The organism is Ralstonia sp. UBA689, from assembly GCF_002298975.1.
Taxonomy (GTDB): Bacteria; Pseudomonadota; Gammaproteobacteria; order Burkholderiales; family Burkholderiaceae; genus Ralstonia.
In genome coordinates this window covers 54784-72684 of the sequence record NZ_DBMV01000037.1, presented here as the reverse complement: position 1 = coordinate 72684, position 17901 = coordinate 54784, and the positions used below count along the sequence as shown (strand labels likewise).

Below are 17901 nucleotides of genomic sequence, written 5' to 3'. Positions count from 1 at the left end.
CTCACCTTGAATCTGAATCGCCGGCGCATTGGCCGGCCACGATCATCATGAAGCAGCTCGACGTGAACGAATACATGGCCCTGGTCGGCCGTCAGGCGCGCACCGCCTCGCGCGGCATGGCACGTGCCGGCACCGCGCAAAAGAACCGCGCGCTGTTGCATATTGCGGCCGCCGTCCGTCGCGATGCCGCCAAGCTCAAAGAGATCAACGCCCGCGACGTCGAGCGCGCCCGCGCCAACGGCCAGGATGCTGCCTTCGTCGACCGCCTCACGCTCACCGACCGGGCTATCGACACCATGGCCGCTGGCCTGGAGCAGATCGCCGCGCTGCCGGACCTCATCGGCGAGATCAGCAACATGAAGTTCCGCCCGACCGGCATCCAGGTCGGCCAGATGCGCGTGCCGCTTGGCGTGATCGGCATCATCTATGAGTCGCGTCCGAACGTGACGGTCGATGCAGCAGCGCTGTGCATCAAGTCGGGCAACGCGACCATCCTGCGCGGCGGCTCCGAGGCGATCGAGTCGAACGGCGCGCTGGCGGCGCTCATCGAAGAAGGGCTGGCCGATGCTGGCTTGCCGGCCAACGCCGTGCAGGTAGTGGCCACCACGGATCGCGCTGCCGTGGGCAAGCTCATCACCATGACGGAGTACGTCGACGTGATCGTGCCGCGCGGCGGCAAGAGCCTGATCGCGCGCCTGATGGAAGAGGCGCGCGTGCCGATGATCAAGCACCTCGATGGCATTTGCCATGTCTACATCGACGCCGATGCCGACATCGAAAAGGCCGTGCGCGTGTGCGACAACGCCAAGACGCAGCGCTACGCACCGTGCAACACGATGGAGACGCTGCTGGTGTCGCGCGACATTGCCGCGCGCGTGCTGCCGCCGCTGGTGAAGATTTATCAGGACAAAGGCGTTGAGTTGCGCGTGTGCCCAACCACGCGCGCCGCGCTGGAAGCTGCCGGCTTTGGCAACCTGAAGGATGCCGTCGAGGCTGACTGGCACACTGAATACCTCGCGCCGATCCTGTCGATCCGCACTGTCGACGGCCTGGACGCTGCCATTGAACACATCAACACCTACGGCTCAGCGCATACGGATTCGATCATCACCGAGAACTACTCGACCGGCATGCGCTTCCTGCGCGAAGTCGATTCGGCCAGCGTGATGATCAACGCCTCCACGCGCTTTGCCGACGGTTTCGAGTACGGCCTGGGCGCCGAGATCGGCATCTCCAACGACAAGCTGCATGCGCGCGGGCCGGTCGGGCTGGAGGGGCTGACCTCGCTCAAGTACGTCGTGTTCGGGCACGGCGAAATCCGCACCTGATGCCTTCTATTGCACATTGAGCGCCGCCACGAGCGGCGCGCAATATTTCTAACGAGAACAATCGCATGCTCTGGGTCAAGGCCTTTCACATCGTCTTCGTCGCATCGTGGTTCGCGGGGCTGTTCTACCTGCCGCGCATCTTCGTCAACCTGGCGATGGAAGCCGAGCCTGCAGCCGTCTCGCGGTTGCTGGTCATGGCGCGCAAGCTGTTTCGCTTCACCACCATGCTGGCGGTCGTGGCCGTCGTGCTGGGGCTGTGGCTGTTCCTCGGCTACGGCATCGGCAAGGGCGCGGGTTGGATGCATGCCAAGCTGGCGCTGGTGCTGGTGGTGATCGGTTACCACCACGGCTGCGGCGTGCTGCTGCGCAAGTTCGAGGCGGGTGCCAATAAGCGCTCGCACACCTTCTACCGCTGGTTCAATGAGCTGCCGGTGTTGCTGTTGTTGGCGATCACGATCCTCGTCGTGGTCAAGCCGTTCTGATTCTTCAGTTTTTTCCGATGCCGACTGCTTACTTCGCGCCGTGCCCCCGTGGGCTGGAACAGGCGCTGGCCGACGAACTGGCCGAAATCGCCATCCGCCCCGAGGTGGATGAGCTGGCCGCGTTCGAAGTCGGCCGCACCGTGCCGGGCGGCGTGCACTTCTTCGGCACGCAGGGCGCGGCGTATGCCGTTAATCTGCACAGCCGCATTGCCAGCCGGGTGCTGATGCGCCTGGCTTCGCGCGGCTACCGCTCGGAAGACGATATTTACACGCTCGCCGCCGCGCAGCGCTGGGAAGACTATTTCACGCCCGACGAGATGATCCGCGTGGACGTGACCGCGCACAAATCGCCACTGCAGAGCCTGAAGTTTGTCGGCCTACGCGTGAAGGACGGGGTTTGTGATCGTTTCCGCCAGCGCATGGGCGCGCGGCCCAGCGTTGATACCGTCTCGCCCGACGTGCGCATCTACGCGTACCTGACCGAGACCGACTGCACGATCTACCTCGACACGACCGGCGAGCCGCTGTTCAAGCGCGGCTGGCGCCAGGAGAAGGGCGAGGCACCGCTGAAGGAAAACCTCGCCGCAGGCATCCTGCGCCTGACCGGCTGGACTGGCGCCCACGGCGTGCCGTTCTACGATCCGATGTGCGGTAGCGGCACGTTTCTGGTGGAAGCCGCGCAGCGCGCGTTGGGCATTGCACCGGGCGGCCAGCGGGCCTTCGCCTGCGAGTGGTTGCTCGACCACGACGCCAAATGCTTCAAGCGCCTGCGCGAAGCCGCCGCCGATGCAGCGAGCGCTTCGATGCGCCGTTCGCCGCCGCTGGTCGCCGGCGCGGACATTTCCACCGACATGCTGGCCTATGCCGCCGCCAACTGGCAGCGCGCCGGCTTGCCGGGCGAGCCGATGCTCAAGCAGGTCGATGCGCGCTTCGGCAAGCCGCCGTTCGAGGTGCCCGGCGTGCTGCTGATGAACCCGCCGTATGGTGAACGTATCGCGGTGCGCGGTGCGCAGGGCTCGCGCCGCCGCCGGCCCGAGGGGGAGGGCGGTGAGGAAGAGGGCACGGTGTTCGAGCGCGCCAGTCGAGCGATGGGCGCCCCGCGCGACGACCTCCGCCGCCCCATGCGCGAGCAGCGTCAGCCTGAACCGCCGCCGCCCGTCGATCCGCAGGAAGAGGCCGCCGCCAACGAGTTTGCCCAGGCGTTTGCGGGTACGCTCAAGCGCGAGTTTGCGGGGTGGAAGGCCTTCGTCTTTACCGGCGATCTCTCGATGCCGCGCCGTATGCGGTTGAAGGAATCGCAGCGTACGCCGCTTTACAACGGCAATATCGAATGTCGCCTGTTCCGCTTCGACATGGTGAAGGGCGGCATGCGCGACCGTCCGGCGCGCGACGCCGCATCAACGTCTGAAAACAACAACGCCGACGCGTAAGCATCGGCGTTGCGTGAGGGCCGCGCCTGGCAATCAGGCGGCCTGCTGCTCCTGGAAGTGCTCCATCCACGCCGCGAGTTGATCGGGCGTGAGCTGCGTCTGGTTATCGACCAGTCGCAGCGCGACAGTGGTGCCTTCGCGCTTGGCCGTGACCGACCAGCCCTTGCCGTCGAGCCACAACAGGAAGGCGAGCCACTGTGCGTGCGCTTCCGATACCTTGTGCGTCGACGATGCCTCCAGGAATTCCGTCAACGTGGTGAGGTCAACGACCGCCGCTGCGTTGCCGTCACCGGGTGAAACCTTGCCATGCAGCACCTCGGCCAGCACCTCCAGCGCCTGCGCCGCAGGCTTGCTGTCGAAGCGTGAAGACAGGTCCTCGTACGCCTGCCGCACCGCGTGGCTGAACTCGCCGGTGCGCAGGCTTTCCTCGCCAACCAGTTCGGTGTAGTCCTTCATGGCCCAGTCGGGCTGTTCCGCCGCGTGCAGCCCGACCTCCGCCGCCGCACGCAGGTAATCGTTGACCGCGCTGAACGAAGACAGGCCTGACACCGCCAGGTACAGCGTCTGCAGCGCGCCGATGCGGTGCGTGAGCGTCTGGCTCTGGCGTACGGTCATCTTCTCGCGCAGCAGGGCGTCGCGCTCGCGGCGCAGGTCTGAGAATTCCAGCGCCTGCTTGAGCTCCACGCGCAGTGCGGTGATGTCCCACGGCTTCTTGATGTAGCGGTGGATCTGCCCCTGGTTGACGGCCTCCACCGTGTCCTCGATTTCCGAGTAGGCGGTGGTCAATATACGCACCAAGTGCGGATAGCGCTCGCGCGCGTAGCGCAGCAGTTCGTTGCCCAGTTCGCCGGGCATGCGCTGATCCGACACCAGTACGCCCAGCGTGGCGGCGTGCTGATCGAGCATGCGCTTGCCTTCTTCGACCGAGGTGGCGGTGACGACCGGCGCCAGTGAACCGATGGCACGGCCGAAGTACGTCAGCGCCAATGTCTCGTCGTCCACGTACAGGATCTTGGGCTCATTGCCCCCGGGATTGGTCATCCATCACTCCTCAATGTCAAATCTCAAATCAAATGCGCGGATCAGGTGCGGCATGGTTCGTGCTGTTGATGGTGTCATGGGAACGTCAAAGTCACGCGCGTGCCTGCGCTGGGTGCAGAGTCAATGGCAATCGCTCCCCCGAACGATTGCATGATCCGCGTACAAAAAATCATGCCCATGCCGTTGCCGCCTTCCTCGGCGCGCGTGGTCACGGGGTCGATGGTCAGTCGCGCGAGGACATCCGGCGCGATGCCGGGGCCGTTGTCTTGGATGCGGATGATGTGCCGCGCGTCGCTGGGCTCCGGTGCGTTGCCGGCGATGATCTCCAGCCGCGGAGCGTCGGCGCGTCGCAACGCCTGCAGCGCATTGCTCGTCAGCGATGAGAGCACCAGCATCACGCAGTTGGGCAGCGTGAGGATCGGGAAATCCTGCTCCACGCGGTACGACACCCATTCGCGCTGCGCGTTCGTGAACGGGTAGGTGTCGAACAGCGAGCGGAGCAGCCCGCCCGCGCTGTTGGGTGTGGCCGCCGTGCCCGGCTTGCCGTAGGTGTTGCGCACCGAGTTCAGGAATGTGGCGATCACCGACAGGCAGTAGCGCGCGTTGTCCTGCACGCGGTCGGCCGCGCGGCCGATTTCGGGCAGGGCTTCGGGCGCGAGTTCGGTCTGGTCCACGCGCATGCGGATACCGCGCGCAAAATTGGAGATGGCTGCCAGCGGCGTGTTCAACTCGTGCGCAAGGAAGGCCAGCGTTTCATCGATGGCCATCAGGCGCTGGGTGCGCAGCAGGCGGTCCTGGCGCAGCACCAGCGCTTCCTGCAGGGAGCGCCGCACGTCTTCGGGCTGATACGGTTTCTCCAGGATCTTGAAGACGCGGCCCGTGTTGACCGCCTGGATCAGCAGGTCCTTGTCGGCATAGGCGGTGACAAGGATGGTGGCGATGTCGCCGTACTCCGCGTCGACGAAGCGCAGCAGTTCGGTGCCGTTGCCGCCGGGCATGCGGAAGTCCGTCAGTACCACGCTGATACGCTCGTGCGCGTCCCGCAGCACGGTCTTGGCTTCCTCCACGCTGTTGGCCGTCAGTACCTCGTAGCCGCTGCCGATCGTGCGCGCGAACCACTTGCAGGCCTGCAGCTCGTCGTCGACGTAGAGGATGGTGACGGTGTCGCGCGTGGTGTCCATGATGCGTTCTACTCCGCGCGTGGCAGGTCGAACGTGAAGCGCGCCCATTCGCCTTCCTGGCTCGTCACGGCGAGCGTGCCGCCGTGGCGCTGGATCACGCTGTAGCTGATCGACAGGCCCAGCCCCAGGCCCTTGCCAACCTCGCGCGTGGTGAAGAAGGGCTCGAACACGCGCGTGAGGCTCTTCTCAGAGATGCCCGGGCCGTTATCGGTCACGACCACGTGCAACCGGCGCTCGATCCATTCTGCGGCGATCTCGATGCGCGGGTCTTCGCGCTGCACCTTGTGCATGGCCAGTGCGGCATTCGACAGCAGGTTGATCAGCACACCGATGATGGCGGCCTCGTCGCCGCGCACCAGCGTGTCTGGCGGCAGCTTCCGCTCGACGGTGATGCCGCGCAGTTCGTGGCTGGTCAGGCGGATGGCCGAATCGATGGCCTTCTCCACCAGGAAGGGGGCGTTGGCCTCGCCCTTCTCCGGGCTGCGGTAGGCGAAGGTCTTCAGGTCCGACACGATGTGCTGCACGCGCTGCATGCCTTCCTTGGCGTCGGCAAGGCATTCAAGCAGCATCGGGCTGCCCTTGGCGGCCGGATCTTCCTGCGCCACCGCAATCGCCATCAGGCAGAAGTTGACCGGGTTGTTGATCTCGTGGAGCAGGCCGGCCGACAGCGTGCCGATGGCGGCCATTTTTTCCTGCTGCAGGAGCTGGCCCTTGATGTCGGTGAGGTTCTGGTTCGTCAGGGCGAGCTGGTGATTCGTCTGCGCGACTTCTTCCTTGAGCCGGAACAACTGAAAGCGGCCGCGCTCATTGAAATACGTGCAGAACACGCCAAGCGTGGACGTGAAGATCAGGAACTGCGAGTTCACGAAGAACACGCTGCCCGCCACGCTCGATGGGTCATGGGTCAGGCACCCCAGCAGGTAGAAGGAATAGGTGAGTACCCCGAAGCCGATGGTCTGCCGCGTGTTGAACGGCAGGACGCTGCCCGCGGCAAACACCGCCAGATGCAGGCCCGTCGCATAGATCGAATGTGCGCCTTCGGTGGCGGAGATCATCCACGCGATCATGATCTGCGGGAAACACAGCCACAGCAGGGTCAGATACGACAGATGGCGCCGGCCCCAGGAGGTCGGCAGGATGAGGTAGACGACAAAGATCAGCGACGAGACAAACGCACGCGCCAGGAAGAACGGCCACAGCTTGCCAGGATACGTGTTGTAGTCCAGCCCGCTGCCCATCAAGACCAGGACGACGCCCACCAGCGCGCAAGTCCGGCTGTACGAGAGCCGGAAGCCTTCCTGCTCCGCCCGGTTGAAGGCGGTTTTGAGCGGATCGGTCACAGTGCCGGTCATCTAGATCACCGTTGCCTCGCCGAATACGTTGACGCCGGTGGCATCCACGTAGGTCGTGATGTCCTGGCATTCCTCCGGGAACGTGGCGGCCAGTTGCTGCTCGTCGCGGTAAATCAGATACCACTCGAGCAGGTGCTCCATCGTAAAGAGCCGTTCCGGATTGTTCGAGTGCACGTTGGTTGCCAGAATGCGCCCGCCTGGCCGCGTGCGGGTGGCGAAGTAGGTCAGCAGCCGGTTGCAGACTTTGTCCGAAATATAGTCGAACAGGCCGGCGCAGTAGACGGCGTCGCAGTCGCGGACTTCCGCGGCCTTGCGCGCCGGCCGTTTGATCAGCTCGTGAACCGATTGGTGGATGAACTCGGCCGACAGCGTGGTGCCGCCTTGCTTGGCGGCTTCACTCAGCCTGGCCTTGGCATAGGCCAGCGTTTCCTCGCTGAAGTCGATCAGTTCGAACTGCAGGAGCTCGGGCTCTTCGAACTCCCGCAGGAACCGCTGGACCTCCACCGCAGGCCCGCAACCGAGGTTCATGACGCGATACGGACGCCCCTCCGCCTTCGCCTTGAGCGCAAGCTGCTTGAGAAAATTGACGAGGATATCGATGCGGTTTCGATGCGCCTGCGCGACCTGCGCTTTCAGGAACGTCACGTTGACGATCTGGAAATAGGTGCTCGGGCCTTCCTGCGGGTCGCCCAGGATCTGGTTGACCATTTCATAGTCGCCGGCGTAACCCAGCGGCTTGGTGAAGGTGCGGTATACGAACGGCGAGCGTAACAGCAACGGGTGCAGCGCTGTCTGCGCGAAAGCGCGGTGCGCGGGTGCCAGGTTGGCTTCGATGTCCGACGCTTCGGTCTCCAGGATGTCCAGGTAATGCTTGACCCGCAGCATGATCGGCTCGGCCAATTCCATGAAGACGTCCGTGCGCAATTTGCCGTCGTCGCGCGGCAGTGATTTGGACAGGTCGATCTGCTCGACCCAGCGCGAGACTTCCGCCAGGAAGGCGCGCATTTCATTCACGACGAGCTGATATTCGGGGCGGATGCGGAAGCGTTCCTTCCATTCCTGCACGAACGTTCGCGCTTCTTCTCCTACCGAGGCCGGGGTGTCGGCCACCTCCAGCAGTTCACGCCATTCGTCGATCAGCGTGAGCGACACCACGGCCGTCAAGCCGGTGTTGACCAGGCTGATGACCACGGCCTTGCCGAGGTAGACCTGGCGCGTGCCGATCTTGATGGCGAGATCGGACAAGACCTCGCTCACCTGCACGATTGAATAGGGGTTGTAGATTTCCATCACCAACGCACGCCGTTGCAGTGTGATGATGGTGCCGCGGACCTGCTGCCCCTGGGAGTTGCGGAAGCTGACGGCTGGATCGATTTGGTTGGGTGAGTACACGGTGCGAATTTGCCGGAGACCTCAGGGAAAACGTCTGCCAAGCGGGACGCTCACTCCAGCAACCGCGCGCGGGGCAGCACCGCACCCCAGACAAAGCACCACACCGGCGAGCGTGCCGGTCATGCCGCCGCATCAGTTGAAAGCGTGCTTGAAGCCGTTCGCTGGCCAGGCGTATGACGCCGGCCTGGGCGTCTCTCGCTCAAACCCACTTCGAGAAGATCGGAGAATGAGACCAACTGCGGCGCTCGGGATCAAGCCCTCACGGCGTGCCGGTCAACAGCGTGGCAACGGGAATCGTGCGACCGCGAACAGACTGGAACGATGCACTCCCCTGACACCCGCGACGCGCGGCTTTGACGCGCGGCACGCTGCTGCATCCCAAATCGTCTCTCAAGGAGAATCCCGCACAGTAATACTTCCGGAGCGTCGAATCGTGCCGGCGCCCTCGACTGCCATGATGCCGAAGCAATACCACACATGCATCAGGGCAATTCAGCCGGTCCATGTTCTGACGTCATGGCTGCCGGATGACGCAATCGATTGTACTTGTCGAATGTAGCCCACACAATGTGAAACGCCGTAGCACAACGCAAATCGGATCATGCCGACTCAGCGTGCTTTGCGGCCTGTGAGCGCGTCCGGATTCTGCTTGTAATTGGTGAGGAACTGGGTGTAGCTGTAGACCTGCGCAGGCAGCAGGTGGCCGGGCATGTCGAACAGCGCGTAGTAATACGGCTCGCGCCCCAGGCACACCTCTGCGGGCAGGCAGTATTGCTCCCACTCCACGCACGCGGGGGTGTACATGCCGTCGCCCGGCCAGAAGAACGGGACGATCTGTTTGTCGCGCAGGCCCTTGAGCAGGGCCTCTGGCGCGTCATAAGCCTCGGCGTTCTCCAGGTGCGTGAGCATGCTCGCATTGGTCTCGATGACCATGAGCGTGGCGCGTCCGTCGGCGGTGAGCAGCAGCACGCCAGCCGGGTGCGGGTAGAGGTAATACTCGATAAAGCGGTAGCGGGCCGACAGTTCGAGCACGAGCTTCGTGGCCGCCGGGTCCGACAGGAAGCTGAACGAGTGGCGCGACAGCAACTCGCGCAGCGTGCTCGACAGGTTGCTGAAGTAGCGCATCTGCAGCGCTTCGATTTCCGCGCTCAGGCGTTCGGCCATGGCGGGGTGATCTTTCTTGATGTAGCGGTCGATCAGCCCGTCGTTGAAGCCCTGCACGGCGATGTTCTCGTCGGCCATGCCCGTGAGCAGGATCGTCATGCACGGCAGGTCCTTGAGCTTGGCGCAGAACTCCAGCCCGTTCATGCGCGGCATGGAGTAATCCACCACGATCACTGACGGCTGCAGGAAGCGGTTGACCTCGTGGATCTGGCGGTAGATGCGGTCGACGTCGAGCTGGATGGTGCGGCGCTCGGTGGAAAACGTCAGGTCGTCATGCGTGACGCGCACTGGCAGGAAGCCCGGCATGCGCAGCGAATGCCACTGGCGCAGCCACGCCAGCGCCTCTTCCGGATCATTGAAGGCCAGGATCGCCCGTGACGGGTCCATCTGGAAGCCCAGGCTTTCCACAAACGATTGGCTGTCGTCGACCACCACAGTCAGGGTGGGGTGGAAGTAGACCGGCAGGGCGCTGTCCTGTTGCATACGTCGGGATGGATCGGGAGGGACGGATGGGCCACGCCGGTCGATGTGGCCCGCGCGTCCCGTTTGCACTACGTTACTGCCTGCCGAAGCCGGGGGCAAGCGGAATGGGGCACGGAATGGGCCGCAACCCAATACCGCGTTGATGACGGTCAGCGCGTCCCGTTAATCCACAGATTTCACCATGTCTTCGACCACCTTCTTGGCATCGCCGAACACCATCATTGTCTTGTCCATGTAGAACAGCTCATTGTCCAGCCCCGCATAGCCGGCGTTCATCGAGCGCTTGTTGACGATGATGGTCTTGGCCTTGTACGCCTCAAGGATCGGCATGCCGGCGATCGGCGATTTCGGGTCGTTTTTGGCCGCCGGGTTGACCACGTCGTTGGCGCCCAGCACCAGCACCACGTCGGCCTGGCCGAACTCGCTGTTGATGTCTTCCATTTCAAACACCTGGTCGTACGGCACCTCGGCCTCGGCCAGCAGCACGTTCATGTGGCCGGGCATGCGCCCCGCGACCGGGTGGATGGCGTATTTGACCGTCACGCCCTTTTCAGACAGCAGTTCGGTCAGCTCCTTGAGCGCGTGCTGGGCACGAGCCACTGCCAGGCCGTAACCGGGGACGATGATGACCGTCTCGGCGTTGGAGAGCAGGAAGGCTGCGTCGTCTGGGGAGCCCGACTTGACGCTGCGCTGTGCGCCGCTGCCCGCTACCGCCCCGGCGGACGCTTCCGAACCGAAACCGCCCAGCAGCACGTTGAAGAACGACCGGTTCATCGCGCGGCACATGATGTACGACAGGATGGCACCGGACGAGCCCACCAGCGAACCCGCGATGATGAGCATCGGGTTGTTCAGCGAGAAACCGATGCCCGCCGCCGCCCAGCCCGAATACGAGTTCAGCATCGACACCACCACCGGCATGTCGGCGCCGCCGATCGGGATGATGATCAGCACGCCCAGCACGAAGGCGATGGCCGTCATGATGACGAACGGCAGCCAGCTTTGGCTGAGGAAGAACAGGATGCCGAAACCCAGCATGGCCACCGCCAGCAGCAGGTTCAGCATGTGCTGCCCGGCAAACTGCACCGGCGCGCCCTGGAACAATCGGAACTTGTACTTGCCCGAGAGCTTGCCGAAGGCGATCACGGAGCCGGAGAAAGTGATGGCGCCGACGAACGTACCGATAAACAGCTCCACGCGGTTGCCCAGCGGCAGCACGTTGTCACCGGCCATCGTGATGCCGAAGGCCGCCGGCTCGGCCACCGCAGCTACGGCAATGCACACCGCCGCCAGACCGATCAGCGAGTGCATGGCCGCCACCAGCTCGGGCATCTTGGTCATCTCGACCGTGCGCGCCACGTAGGCGCCGATGCCGCCGCCGACCACCAGGCCCGCGAAGATGAGGATGAAGCCCGTGGAGGTGCCGCTCTCGGTGCCGGCAAACATCTCGGCCTTGAGCTTGAAGATGAGGGCAATGGTCGTGACGGCGGCAATCGCCATGCCCGTCATGCCGAACGCGTTGCCGCGCCGCGCCGTGGTCGGGTGCGAGAGCCCCTTGAGCGCCTGGATGAAGCAGACCGATGCCAGCAGGTACAGCAGGGTGACGAGGTTCATGCTCATTGCTTGGCCCCCTCGTTCGCACTATTCCCGCCGGCTTTAGCCTTCGGCTCCTTCTTCTTGAACATTTCCAGCATGCGCTGTGTGACCAGGAAGCCGCCGAACACATTGACCGCTGCCAGCGCCACCGCCACCACGCCCATGGTGCGGCCCAGGCCCGTCTGCGTGAGGCCCGCCGCCAGCATGGCGCCAACGATGATGATGGCCGAGATGGCGTTCGTTACGGCCATCAGCGGCGTATGCAGCGCTGGCGTGACCGTCCAGACCACGTGGTAGCCGACGTAGATCGCCAGCACGAAGATGATCAGGTTGATCACCGTGTGATTGACCAGCTCCATTTGCTCCTCCTCGCTTCTTGGTCGATGTGCCGACGGCCCCGCGGCTATCTTCCTGCGGGGCCGGCTGGCGCGTCAGGTTTCCTTGATGGCCTTGATCTTGTTGCCCTCGCCCAGCAGCACGACCTTGGGCTTGTAGCTGGCGACTTCTTCTTCGTTCATTGGCGCGTAGGTGCAGATGATGAGCAGGTCGCCCACATGCGCGCGGCGCGCGGCGGCGCCGTTGAGCGAGATCTCGCCCGAGCCGCGCTTGCCTTTGATGATGTAGGTCGAGAAGCGCTCGCCGTTGTTGACGTTGTACAGCTCGATCTTTTCGTATTCGCGCATGTCGGCGGCGTCGAGGAGGTCCTCGTCAATGCCGCAGGAGCCTTCGTAGTCCAGATCCGCTTGGGTGACCGTCGCGCGGTGCAGCTTGGCGCGAAGCATATTGCGTTGCATGAAGCTTTCCTTGAAACAGAAATGAAATCGCCAGTCGCGGCGCAGCGGTCTGCGCCGCGGTCTCCGTTGTTATTTAGCGGTGCTCATGGCGGCGGGAGCACGCACCACCCGGCCGGCCTGGCTCAACAGGCAGGCGGCCACGATGTCGTCTTCGAGGTTGATGGCGAGGCCACCGTCCTTATTGATGATCAGCTTGAGGAAGTCGAGCACATTGCGTGCATACAGCGCGGAGGCATCGGCCGCCACCATCGACGCGAGGTTGGTGTAGCCCACCAGCGTGACGCCGTGCTTGACAACGACGCGGTCGGCTTCGGTCAGCGGGCAGTTGCCGCCCTGCGCGGCGGCCAGGTCGACCACCACCGAGCCCGGCTTCATGGCGCGCACAGTTTCTTCGGACAGCAGCGTCGGCGCGCGGCGCCCCGGGATCAGCGCGGTGGTGATGACGATGTCGGCCTGGCTTGCACGCGTGTGCACGAGTTCGGCCTGACGGCGCATCCAGTCGGGCGGCATCGGGCGGGCGTAGCCGCCGACGCCTTGGGCGATTTCGCGCTCTTCGTCCGTCAGGAACGGCACGTCGAGAAATTTGGCGCCCAGCGATTCGATCTGCTCCTTCACGGCCGGGCGCACGTCGGACGCCTCGATCACCGCGCCCAGGCGTTTGGCCGTGGCAATCGCCTGCAGGCCCGCCACACCCGCGCCGAGGATCAGCACACGCGCGGCCTTCACCGTGCCGGCGGCCGTCATCAGCATCGGCATGAAGCGCTGATAGTGGTTGGCAGCAACCATCACGGCCTTGTAGCCGGCAATGTTGGCCTGCGAGGAAAGCACATCCATGCTCTGCGCGCGCGTGGTGCGCGGCGCAGCTTCCAGCGCGAAGGCGGTGACGTTGGCACCGGCCAGCCGCGCGGTGTTCTCGTCATCAAACGGGTTGAGCATGCCGATGAGCACGGCGCCCGGTTGCATCTGCGCGAGCTCCGCCGGCTCCGGCGAGCGCACCTTGAGCACGATCTGCGCGCCAAGCGCATCGGCGGCGGTGCCGATCTTGGCGCCGGCTGCCACATAGGCCTCGTCGGGCTGGGCGGCGGCCACGCCGGCGCCGGATTGCACCGTCACCTTGTGGCCCTGCGCCACGTACTTCTTGACCGTCTCCGGGGTTGCGGCAACGCGTGTCTCGTCCGCCCGCGTCTCCTGCGGGATGCCGATGTGCATCGTGTTCTCCTCTTGTGGTGCGCGCTGGCTCGCGCTGGGTCAGGATCGACGTGCAGCTTACCCGAACTTTTTGGCTGACGGGGCCAGACTTGGGCCGCTATTCAAACGTACGCTGAGCCGCTGAACCGGCCGGGAACGCGAGCCGATCCACCGCAAACGTGTGCCGAACTGCGCACAACTGGCGCGGTGAACAGCGCACCGCCACCGCAAGCGGGAAGGGCGGCCGCCCGGTACAATAACGCCTTGTTTTTGTTACCGTTTTGCCATGAGCCAAGCCGACCGTTGGAAACCCAGCGTTACCGTTGCCGCCGTCATTGAACAGGATGGGCGCTTCCTGCTGGTGGAGGAGCACACCGATGCCGGTCTGCGCCTGAACCAGCCCGCCGGCCACCTCGACCCGGATGAGAGCCTGGTCGACGCCGTCGCGCGCGAGGCGCTGGAAGAGACTGCGCACAGTTTTGTCGCTACCGCCTTCCTCGGCTGCTACATGGCGCGGTTCCAGCCACCGCAGGGTGATTCCGTCACCTATGTACGGATGGCCTTTACCGGTGAACTTGGACCGTTCGACCCGCGCCGCCAACTCGACGAGGGCATCGTCCGCACTGTCTGGATGACGCCCGACGAGATCCGCGCCAGCCGGGATCGCCATCGCAGCCCGCTGCTGCTGGCTTGCGTGGAGGACTACCTGGCCGGCAAGCGCTATCCGCTCGACATCATCCACACGCACTCGAGCGTGTACGGTCTGGAGTCCGCCGAATGAGCAACGAGCGCACAGGTAAGCGCGTCGTCGTCGGCATGTCCGGCGGCGTGGATTCCTCGGTTACGGCGTGGCTGCTCAAACAGCAGGGCTATGACGTCGTCGGCCTGTTCATGAAGAACTGGGAGGACGATGACGACAGCGAATACTGCTCGACCCGGCAGGATTGGATCGACGTGGTGTCGGTGGCCGACCTGATTGGTGTGGACGTGGAGGCGGTCAACTTTGCCGCTGAGTACAAGGACCGCGTGTTCGCGGACTTCCTGCGCGAATACTCCGCCGGCCGCACGCCCAACCCCGACGTGCTCTGCAACGCCGAGATCAAGTTCAAGGCCTTCCTCGACCACGCGATGGCGCTGGGCGCGGACACGATCGCCACCGGCCATTACGCCCGCGTGCGCGAGGTCGATGGCCGCTTTGAGCTGCTCAAGGCGTTCGACCACACCAAGGATCAGAGCTACTTCCTGCATCGGTTGAGCCAGGCGCAGCTCTCGCGCACGCTGTTTCCACTGGGCGAGATCCCGAAGACGCGCGTGCGCGAGATTGCCGCCGAGATCGGCCTGCCCAACGCCAAGAAGAAGGATTCCACCGGCATCTGCTTTATCGGCGAGCGGCCGTTCCGCGATTTCCTCAACCGCTACCTGCCGACCAAGCCGGGCCCGATCAAGACGCCCGACGGCAAGACCATCGGCGAGCACATTGGCCTGGCGTTCTACACGTTGGGGCAGCGCAAGGGCATCGGCATCGGCGGCAGCCGCGACGGCACCGGCGACGCGTGGTACGTGGCGCGCAAGGACATGGCAGGCAATACGCTGTATGTAGTGCAGGGCCACGACCACCCCTGGTTGCTCGCGCATACGGTGCATGCGGACGATCTGAGCTGGGTTGCTGGCCGTGCGCCCGCCGAGGGCGCGCACCTAACGGCCAAGACGCGCTATCGCCAAGCGGATGCACCATGCACCGTCGCGCGTGCCGCTGACGGCGCGCTCACGCTGGCGTTCCCCGAGGCGCAGTGGGCTGTCACGCCGGGCCAGTCGGCCGTGCTGTATGACGGCGAGGTTTGCCTGGGTGGCGGCATCATTTCTGCCGCTGAGGCAGCCTTCCTCGAGAAAGCGGTCGCCTGACCGGTTTCTGCAACACTGCGTTGTGACGGCTGCGGCCGTCGTGGCACTCGTTTAAGCTGGCGCCCTGATTTTGTCTAAACAAAAGGGTTGTCATGCTGCCAAGACGCTATTGGGCCTTTGCGGGCGTTGCGCTGTTGTTTGTCGTCACCGCCGGGTTCTGGGCGACGGGGCACTTGCATTGGGCATGCGCGCTCATTCCGGGTTTGCTCGTGCTGCTGGGCATCTACGACGTTACGCAGACGCGCCACTCGGTGCTGCGCAACTACCCGCTGTGGGGCCACTTCCGCTTCCTGTTCGAGTTCATCCGCCCGGAAATCCGCCAGTACTTCGTTGAGGACGACACCGATGAGCGTCCGTTCTCGCGCGCTCAGCGCAGCATCGTCTACCAGCGAGCCAAGGGCGAAGTCGACAGCCGCCCGTTCGGCACCGAGCTGGATGTGAAGATTCCGGGGCACGAATGGATCGGCCACTCGCTTTCGCCCACGCGCATTGCCTCGTCGGACTTCCGCGTGCTGGTCGGTGAGGGGCGCGCCAAACCGTATTCGATGTCGGTGTTCAACATCTCGGCGATGAGCTTTGGTGCGCTGTCGGCCAACGCCATCCGTGCGCTCAATCGCGGCGCGAAGCTCGGCAACTTCATCCACGATACGGGTGAGGGCTCGATCTCGCCGTACCACCGGGAAGAGGGCGGCGACCTGATCTGGGAAGTCGCCTCGGGCTACTTCGGCTGCCGTGATGCCAATGGCCGTTTCGACCCGGACCGTTTTGCGGAGCAAGCGCGCAATCCGCAGGTCAAGATGATCGAGGTGAAGCTGTCTCAGGGCGCCAAGCCGGGTCACGGCGGCGTGTTGCCGGCCGCCAAGGTCACGCCTGAGATTGCCGCCACGCGCGGTGTGCCAATGGGGCAGGACTGCATCTCGCCGGCGTCGCATTCGGAGTTCAGCACGCCGCTGGGGCTGCTGCAGTTTGTGGATCGGCTGCGCACGCTCTCGGGCGGCAAGCCGACCGGCTTCAAGCTGTGCATCGGGCATCCGTGGGAATTCTTCGGCATCGCCAAGGCGATGCTGGAGTCGGGCATCCTGCCGGACTTCATCGTTGTCGATGGGGCGGAGGGCGGCACCGGCGCGGCGCCACTGGAATTTACCGACCACGTTGGTGCGCCGCTGCAGGAAGGGCTGCTGCTGGTGCACAACACGCTGGTGGGCACCAACCTGCGCGACAAGATCAAGATCGGCGCATCGGGCAAGATCGTCACTGCGTTTGATGTGGCTCGCACGCTGGCGATGGGCGCCGACTGGTGCAACGCGGCGCGCGGCTTCATGTTTGCGCTGGGCTGCATCCAGGCGCAGAAGTGCCATACCGACCGCTGCCCGACCGGTGTGGCCACGCAGGACACATCCCGCCAGAAGGCGCTAGTGGTGCCGGACAAGGCCGAGCGCGTGCATCAATACCACTCGCACACGCTGCACGCGTTGCTGGAGTTGACGCAGGCGGCGGGTTTGCTGCACCCGGCTGATTTCCGCGCGCACCACATCGTGCGGCGCGTGTCGGGCAACGAGGTGCAGTTGCTTTCGGCGCTGCTCAAGTACCTTGAACCCGGAGATCTGCTCTCCGGGCGTTATCGCTATCAACTCTACGAGCGCTATTGGCCGATGGCCCAGGCCAACCGGTTCGACCCAGTGGCTGCGTAGGGGGGAGGGGCGAGGGCGTTGCCGCTTATTGCGGCTGCGTCTCTATGAAGCTTGGCCGTTTTTCAATGCGTGCGTAGAACGCGGCCAGGTTGTGATGCTGCTCGCGCCAGTCGATCTGTGGCTGGCGGAAATCCAGGTAGGCGAGCGCGCAACCGACGGCAATGTCGGCCAGCGTCAGGTGGTTGCCGTTGCACCAAGTCTTGTCGGCCAGGCCTTGCGACATTGCCTTGAGCGCCTCGTCGATCTTGTGGTTCTGGCGTGCCAGCCAGGTTTCGCTGCGCTGCTCGGGTGTACGCTGCGTGTGTTCGATGCGCAGCATGAGCGCGGCGTCGAGCAGGCCGTCGGCCAGGGCTTCCCAGCAGCGCACCTCCACGCGTTCCCGGCCCGAGGGAGGGATGAGGCGCGCAACCGGTGAAAGCGTGTCGGCATATTCAGCAATCACGCGCGAATCGAACAGCGCGCCGCCATCGTCCATGACCAGGCAGGGCACCTTGCCCAGCGGGTTGAACTGGTGGATCTGCGTCTCGGCGCTCCATACATCTTCCAGTACGAACTGGTAGTCGATTTTCTTTTCGGCCAGGACCACGCGCACCTTGCGGGTGTACGGGCTAGCGTGCGATCCGATCAGTTTCATAGGCATGTCATGTTGGAGGCGGAAGTATAGCCGCGCACTTTCCCGCATGCGTTGGCCGGCACTTCAACCAAATGGAGGCTTGCCAAGGCGTCGGACTGACCATGGAAGCAGGGGTGCCGGGTGGTAAAATTCCGGGTTCGCTGCGGGGGCGCGGGTACCGTCAAGTCGCTCCCAATTCAACGCTCGATGCCGCATCCGGGTTGTCCGGATTGAGCTTTCCTTCACATTTTTTCCCCGCCTGCC

Annotated in this window: 16 protein-coding genes; 6 read left to right on the top strand and 10 right to left on the bottom strand. The window is 64.3% G+C overall.

Going from position 1 to position 17901, the window contains the following annotated elements; genetic code table 11:
• The first annotated feature begins 47 nt into the window (after positions 1 to 47).
• The 3 genes from B4F51_RS17040 (at position 48) to B4F51_RS17030 (ending at position 3240) form a co-directional block, all read left to right on the top strand.
• The gene (locus tag B4F51_RS17040) at positions 48 to 1328 is read left to right on the top strand and encodes a glutamate-5-semialdehyde dehydrogenase (RefSeq protein ID WP_296227464.1); all 1281 of its coding nucleotides are present in this window, start codon (positions 48 to 50) and stop codon (positions 1326 to 1328) included.
• 65 nt (positions 1329 to 1393) lie between these two features.
• Complete coding sequence (locus B4F51_RS17035; protein ID WP_296227462.1) at positions 1394 to 1810, top strand: CopD family protein; 417 nt, start codon at positions 1394 to 1396, stop codon at positions 1808 to 1810.
• 17 nt (positions 1811 to 1827) lie between these two features.
• Positions 1828 to 3240 carry a THUMP domain-containing class I SAM-dependent RNA methyltransferase gene (locus B4F51_RS17030; RefSeq protein ID WP_296227460.1) on the top strand — a complete coding sequence of 471 codons (1413 nt, stop codon included), beginning with the start codon at positions 1828 to 1830 and terminating at the stop codon, positions 3238 to 3240.
• Positions 3241 to 3273: 33 nt separating this feature from the next.
• Here the strand turns inward: B4F51_RS17030 and B4F51_RS17025 are convergent, their stop codons facing one another.
• From B4F51_RS17025 to B4F51_RS16985, 9 genes are all read right to left on the bottom strand, one after another.
• Positions 3274 to 4281: a response regulator gene (locus B4F51_RS17025; protein ID WP_296227458.1), complete on the bottom strand. Its 1008-nt coding sequence runs from the start codon at positions 4279 to 4281 to the stop codon at positions 3274 to 3276.
• Positions 4282 to 4355: 74 nt separating this feature from the next.
• A complete protein-coding gene (phcR, locus tag B4F51_RS17020; protein ID WP_296227455.1) occupies positions 4356 to 5462 on the bottom strand; it encodes a two-component system hybrid sensor histidine kinase/response regulator PhcR in 1107 nt (368 codons plus the stop codon).
• Between the two features lie 8 nt (positions 5463 to 5470).
• Positions 5471 to 6814, bottom strand: a complete 1344-nt coding sequence (locus tag B4F51_RS17015) for a sensor histidine kinase (RefSeq protein ID WP_296227453.1) — start codon at positions 6812 to 6814, stop codon at positions 5471 to 5473.
• Entirely contained in the window at positions 6815 to 8206 is a 1392-nt protein-coding gene (locus tag B4F51_RS17010) for a class I SAM-dependent methyltransferase (RefSeq protein ID WP_296227452.1), read from the bottom strand.
• Between the two features lie 609 nt (positions 8207 to 8815).
• Positions 8816 to 9853: a response regulator gene (locus B4F51_RS17005; RefSeq protein WP_296227451.1), complete on the bottom strand. Its 1038-nt coding sequence runs from the start codon at positions 9851 to 9853 to the stop codon at positions 8816 to 8818.
• A gap of 162 nt (positions 9854 to 10015) precedes the next feature.
• Complete coding sequence (locus B4F51_RS17000) at positions 10016 to 11473, bottom strand: NAD(P)(+) transhydrogenase (Re/Si-specific) subunit beta (protein WP_296227450.1); 1458 nt, start codon at positions 11471 to 11473, stop codon at positions 10016 to 10018.
• Positions 11470 to 11808: an NAD(P) transhydrogenase subunit alpha gene (locus B4F51_RS16995; RefSeq protein ID WP_296227449.1), complete on the bottom strand. Its 339-nt coding sequence runs from the start codon at positions 11806 to 11808 to the stop codon at positions 11470 to 11472. Before B4F51_RS16995 ends, B4F51_RS17000 begins: the two co-directional genes overlap by 4 nt.
• A 72-nt stretch (positions 11809 to 11880) precedes the next feature.
• The gene (gene panD, locus B4F51_RS16990; protein WP_009241493.1) at positions 11881 to 12243 is read right to left on the bottom strand and encodes an aspartate 1-decarboxylase; all 363 of its coding nucleotides are present in this window, start codon (positions 12241 to 12243) and stop codon (positions 11881 to 11883) included.
• Positions 12244 to 12312: 69 nt separating this feature from the next.
• Complete coding sequence (locus B4F51_RS16985; RefSeq protein WP_296227448.1) at positions 12313 to 13452, bottom strand: Re/Si-specific NAD(P)(+) transhydrogenase subunit alpha; 1140 nt, start codon at positions 13450 to 13452, stop codon at positions 12313 to 12315.
• A gap of 265 nt (positions 13453 to 13717) precedes the next feature.
• On the opposite strand from B4F51_RS16985, the gene B4F51_RS16980 reads away from it, so the two are divergent.
• From B4F51_RS16980 to B4F51_RS16970, 3 genes are all read left to right on the top strand, one after another.
• Positions 13718 to 14212 carry an NUDIX hydrolase gene (locus B4F51_RS16980; RefSeq protein ID WP_296227446.1) on the top strand — a complete coding sequence of 165 codons (495 nt, stop codon included), beginning with the start codon at positions 13718 to 13720 and terminating at the stop codon, positions 14210 to 14212.
• On the top strand, positions 14209 to 15333 hold the full coding sequence (gene mnmA, locus B4F51_RS16975) for a tRNA 2-thiouridine(34) synthase MnmA (RefSeq protein WP_296227443.1): 1125 nt from the start codon (positions 14209 to 14211) through the stop codon (positions 15331 to 15333). Before B4F51_RS16980 ends, mnmA begins: the two co-directional genes overlap by 4 nt.
• Before the next feature lie 92 nt (positions 15334 to 15425).
• The gene (locus B4F51_RS16970) at positions 15426 to 17024 is read left to right on the top strand and encodes an FMN-binding glutamate synthase family protein (protein WP_296227441.1); all 1599 of its coding nucleotides are present in this window, start codon (positions 15426 to 15428) and stop codon (positions 17022 to 17024) included.
• A 25-nt stretch (positions 17025 to 17049) separates the two neighbouring features.
• On the opposite strand, the gene B4F51_RS16965 is transcribed toward B4F51_RS16970, so the two are convergent.
• The gene (locus tag B4F51_RS16965; RefSeq protein ID WP_296227438.1) at positions 17050 to 17658 is read right to left on the bottom strand and encodes a glutathione S-transferase; all 609 of its coding nucleotides are present in this window, start codon (positions 17656 to 17658) and stop codon (positions 17050 to 17052) included.
• Positions 17659 to 17901 lie beyond the last annotated feature (243 nt).

Bases quoted from the DNA above. Each gene is read 5' to 3' on its own strand.
- B4F51_RS17040 (WP_296227464.1), top strand. From the start codon at position 48: ATGAAGCAGCTCGACGTGAACGAATACATGGCCCTGGTCGGCCGTCAG.
- B4F51_RS17035 (WP_296227462.1), top strand. From the start codon at position 1,394: ATGCTCTGGGTCAAGGCCTTTCACATCGTCTTCGTCGCATCGTGGTTC.
- B4F51_RS17030 (WP_296227460.1), top strand. From the start codon at position 1,828: ATGCCGACTGCTTACTTCGCGCCGTGCCCCCGTGGGCTGGAACAGGCG.
- B4F51_RS17025 (WP_296227458.1), bottom strand. From the start codon at position 4,281: ATGACCAATCCCGGGGGCAATGAGCCCAAGATCCTGTACGTGGACGAC.
- phcR (WP_296227455.1), bottom strand. From the start codon at position 5,462: ATGGACACCACGCGCGACACCGTCACCATCCTCTACGTCGACGACGAG.
- B4F51_RS17015 (WP_296227453.1), bottom strand. From the start codon at position 6,814: ATGACCGGCACTGTGACCGATCCGCTCAAAACCGCCTTCAACCGGGCG.
- B4F51_RS17005 (WP_296227451.1), bottom strand. From the start codon at position 9,853: ATGCAACAGGACAGCGCCCTGCCGGTCTACTTCCACCCCACCCTGACT.
- B4F51_RS17000 (WP_296227450.1), bottom strand. From the start codon at position 11,473: ATGAGCATGAACCTCGTCACCCTGCTGTACCTGCTGGCATCGGTCTGC.
- B4F51_RS16995 (WP_296227449.1), bottom strand. From the start codon at position 11,808: ATGGAGCTGGTCAATCACACGGTGATCAACCTGATCATCTTCGTGCTG.
- panD (WP_009241493.1), bottom strand. From the start codon at position 12,243: ATGCAACGCAATATGCTTCGCGCCAAGCTGCACCGCGCGACGGTCACC.
- B4F51_RS16985 (WP_296227448.1), bottom strand. From the start codon at position 13,452: ATGCACATCGGCATCCCGCAGGAGACGCGGGCGGACGAGACACGCGTT.
- B4F51_RS16980 (WP_296227446.1), top strand. From the start codon at position 13,718: ATGAGCCAAGCCGACCGTTGGAAACCCAGCGTTACCGTTGCCGCCGTC.
- mnmA (WP_296227443.1), top strand. From the start codon at position 14,209: ATGAGCAACGAGCGCACAGGTAAGCGCGTCGTCGTCGGCATGTCCGGC.
- B4F51_RS16970 (WP_296227441.1), top strand. From the start codon at position 15,426: ATGCTGCCAAGACGCTATTGGGCCTTTGCGGGCGTTGCGCTGTTGTTT.
- B4F51_RS16965 (WP_296227438.1), bottom strand. From the start codon at position 17,658: ATGAAACTGATCGGATCGCACGCTAGCCCGTACACCCGCAAGGTGCGC.